The following is a 3,446-nucleotide window of genomic DNA, read 5'->3' as shown; positions in this document are numbered from 1 at the left end:
GTTCAGGTGCGGCTTCGTGCGCTCAAACTTCTCCTTTGCCATCTCCGATTCCTCCTGGTTAAGATACTGAATCTATTTTGTCAATGCGTTGCTTACTCAAGGCTACTCGTCGGCCCTGCGGCCCTGAAGAACCTTCTCCGCAACCTCGGCCGGCGTCTGCTCGTAGTGGTCGAACTGCATCGAGTAGGTCGCGCGGCCCGACGTCTTGCTCCTCAGGTCCGTCGCGTAGCCGAACATCCCCACGAGAGGCACATAAGCTCTTATTATACGCGCGTTCGCCCGCATGTCCATACCCTCGATGCGCCCGCGGCGGGAGGATATGTCCCCGATGACGTCGCCGACGTAGTCCTCCGGCGTCACGACCTCGACGGACATGATGGGCTCCATGAGGATGGGCCCCGCCTTCCTCATGGCCTCCTTGAAGCCCATGGACGCGGCGATCTTGAAGGCCATCTCGGAGCTGTCCACCTCGTGGTAGCTGCCGTCCACCAGGGCGATCTTGACGCCGATGACGGGGTAGCCACCCAGCACGCCGCTCTGAATGGCCTCCTCAAGGCCCTTCTCGACGGCGGCGATGTACTCCTTCGGCACCACGCCACCCACGATGCGGTCCTCGAACTCGTAGCCCTTGCCGTCGGGCAGGGGCTCCATCTCGAAGACCACGTGTCCGTACTGGCCGCGGCCGCCGGACTGCCGGATGTACTTGCCCTCCGCCCGTGCTGCGCGCTGAATGGCCTCCCGGTAGGCGACCTGGGGGTTGCCGACCTTGACGTCCACGCCGAACTCCCTCTTCAGGCGATCGACGATGATCTCCAGGTGGAGCTCCCCCATTCCGGAGATGACCGTCTGGCCGCTCTCCTCGTCCGTCCGGACGCGGAACGTGGGGTCCTCGTCGGCCAGAGCGATCAGGCCCTTGCTCAGCTTGATCTTGTCGCCCTGCGTCGCCGGCTCGACGGCCAGCGAGATGACCGGCTCCGGGAACACCAGGCTCTCCAGGACGATGGGGTGGGCCTCATCGCAGAGGGTGTCGCCCGTCTTGGTGAGCTTCAGGCTGGGGACGGCCACGATCATGCCCGCCTCCATCGTGTCGATGTCCTCGCGCTTGTTGGAGTGCATCCGCATGATGCGGCCGATGCGCTCCCGCTGCCCCGATGTAGGATTGTACACGGTGCTCCCCTTCTCCAGTTTTCCGGAGTACACCCGCAGGAAGAAGAGCTTGCCCAGGAAGGGGTCCACCGCCACCTTGAAGGCCAGCGCCGTGAAGGGCTCGCCGTTGTCGGGGTGGCGCTCCAGCACCTTCTCCGGGTCCGTCGGCGAGGTGCCGGTGACCGGGGGCAGGTCGAGGGGGCTCGGCAGGTACGTCACCACCGCGTCCAGGAGGGGCTCCACGCACTTGTTCTTGAAGGCGGAGCCGCAGAGCACCGGAACGGCCTTGAGCCCGATGGTAGCCTCCCGGAGGACCTTTCGGATCAGCTCGGAGCCGACCTCCTGCCCCTCCAGGTAGAGCGTCATAATGTCGTCGCTGAAGTCGGAGAGGGCCTCCACGATGGCGTCGCGCCCCTGCTTGGCCGCCATGGCCAGCTCCGCCGGAATCGGGGCCTCCCTGGGCTCCTGCCCCAGGACGCCGCTGAAGAGGAGCGCTTTCTGATCGATCAGGTCCACCACCCCGGCGAAGTCGTCCTCCGCGCCAATCGGGAGCTGCAGGGGGATGGCGCAGGCGCCAAGGCGTTCATGGATGGCGGCCACCACGGCGTTGAAGTCCGCGCCGATGCGGTCCATCTTGTTCACGAAGGCGACGCGGGGCACGTGGTACTTGTCCGCCTGACGCCACACCGTCTCGGACTGAGGCTCTACGCCGCCCACGGCGCAGAAGACGGCGACCGCTCCGTCGAGCACGCGCATGGAGCGCTCCACCTCGACCGTAAAATCCACGTGTCCGGGCGTATCAATAAGGTTGATCGTATAGCCCTTCCAGCTGCAGGTCGTGGCCGCCGAGGTGATCGTGATCCCCCGCTCCCGCTCCTGCTCCATCCAGTCCATCGTGGCCGTCCCCTCGTGCACCTCGCCGACCTTGTAGCTGCTGCCGGTGTAGTAGAGGATACGCTCACTCGTCGTCGTCTTGCCCGCGTCGATGTGGGCCGCTATTCCTATGTTCCTGAGCTTGTGAATATCCAAAAAACGCACCTACCCAATCAAATCACAAAAAAATCTTCACTACCAGCGGTAATGCGCGAAAGCCTTGTTCGCCTCCGCCATCCTGTGGGTGTCCTCGCGCTTCTTGATGGAGCTGCCCTCGTTCTTGTAGGCGTCCATCAGCTCGTGCATCAGGCGATCCTGCATGGGCATTCCCTTCTTGGAACGGGCGAAGGAGACGATCCAGCGGATCGAGAGCTGCACGCCGCGCTCCGGCGTCACCTCGACGGGGACCTGGTACGTGGCACCGCCCACCCGGCGAGGCCGCACCTCAATCTGAGGGGCGACGTTGCCCATCGCCTTGTCGAAGACGTCGAAGGGCTCCACGCCAAGCTTCTCAGCGGCGCTGTCCAGCGCACCGTAGAAGATCCTCTCCGCGATGCTACGCTTGCCCCCCAGCATCAGGCTGCTGATGAAGCGGGACGCGGCCTCGCTCCCGAACCGGATATCCGGCACCGACTCGCGCTTTTTTACATGACCCTTACGAGGCATGACGATCTCTCCCCCTAGTTGGCCTTCGGCCTGCGCGCGCCGTACTTGGAGCGGCTGCGCTTTCTGTTCTCCACGCCGCCGCAGTCCAGCGTGCCGCGGATGATGTGGTATCTGACGCCGGGAAGGTCCTTCACGCGACCGCCCCGAACCAGCACGACGGAGTGCTCCTGCAGGTTATGGCCGATGCCCGGAATGTAGGACGTCACCTCGATGCCGTTAGTAAGGCGCACGCGCGCCACCTTGCGCAAAGCCGAGTTGGGTTTCTTCGGGGTGATCGTGTACACGCGGGTGCACACTCCCCTGCGCGCGGGGTTGGCCTGCAGCGCAGGCGAATCACTCTTGGTCCTCTTTTCGTCGCGCCCGAGGCGGACGAGTTGGTTGATCGTTGGCACAGAATCTCCTCCTCAAAAAATTTTCCTCAAAAAACCTGGCAACATCTATGAGATCAAGGTCTCAGCAGCCCCGCTGCCGAGGCCGACCTGTCGATTGCGCACGCGCGCCCCAACACGAGGCGGGAATCGGCCCATTCGACCTCCACGCCCAGGGCACGGGCCCCTTCAAGAAGCGGCTGCAGCCTCTCCGGCTCAACGTCCTTCGCCACGAAAAGCTTTTGCAGCCCGTCCCGACCAAGGGCGCGCAGGACCTGCTTCTCCCCCACGACCCTCGTGCCCGCGGCCAATTCGTTTAAGGGCATGACAATACCTCCCGCGCACAAGACGTGAGAGGTATCATAGCAAAATAAAGTCTTGGATGTCAAGCTA

At 63.7% G+C, this 3,446-nt stretch carries 4 protein-coding genes; all 4 read right to left on the bottom strand.

The window, feature by feature from the left end:
* Nucleotides 1–102: 102 nt before the first annotated feature.
* Genes fusA through ACO41U_RS10130 form a run of 4 tightly spaced genes read right to left on the bottom strand, consistent with a single transcriptional unit; the run spans nt 103 to nt 3,379 of the window.
* A complete protein-coding gene (gene fusA, locus ACO41U_RS10145; protein ID WP_485943688.1) occupies nt 103–2,184 on the bottom strand; it encodes an elongation factor G in 2,082 nt (693 codons plus the stop codon).
* 30 nt (nt 2,185–2,214) lie between these two features.
* Nucleotides 2,215–2,685 (bottom strand): 30S ribosomal protein S7, encoded by a 471-nt coding sequence (gene rpsG, locus ACO41U_RS10140; RefSeq protein ID WP_208872836.1) that lies wholly within the window; start codon nt 2,683–2,685, stop codon nt 2,215–2,217.
* Between the two features lie 14 nt (nt 2,686–2,699).
* Entirely contained in the window at nt 2,700–3,077 is a 378-nt protein-coding gene (gene rpsL / locus ACO41U_RS10135) for a 30S ribosomal protein S12 (RefSeq protein WP_298779959.1), read from the bottom strand.
* 53 nt (nt 3,078–3,130) lie between these two features.
* Nucleotides 3,131–3,379 carry a ribosomal L7Ae/L30e/S12e/Gadd45 family protein gene (locus ACO41U_RS10130; protein ID WP_298779957.1) on the bottom strand — a complete coding sequence of 83 codons (249 nt, stop codon included), beginning with the start codon at nt 3,377–3,379 and terminating at the stop codon, nt 3,131–3,133.
* Nucleotides 3,380–3,446 lie beyond the last annotated feature (67 nt).

This window comes from Fretibacterium sp. (assembly GCF_057312375.1).
This window is presented reverse-complemented; position numbering and strand designations above follow the sequence as displayed.

Excerpts from the sequence above, each read along its gene's own strand:
- rpsG (WP_208872836.1), bottom strand. The coding sequence starts at position 2,685 with ATGCCTCGTAAGGGTCATGTAAAAAAGCGCGAGTCGGTGCCGGATATC.
- ACO41U_RS10130 (WP_298779957.1), bottom strand. The coding sequence starts at position 3,379 with ATGCCCTTAAACGAATTGGCCGCGGGCACGAGGGTCGTGGGGGAGAAG.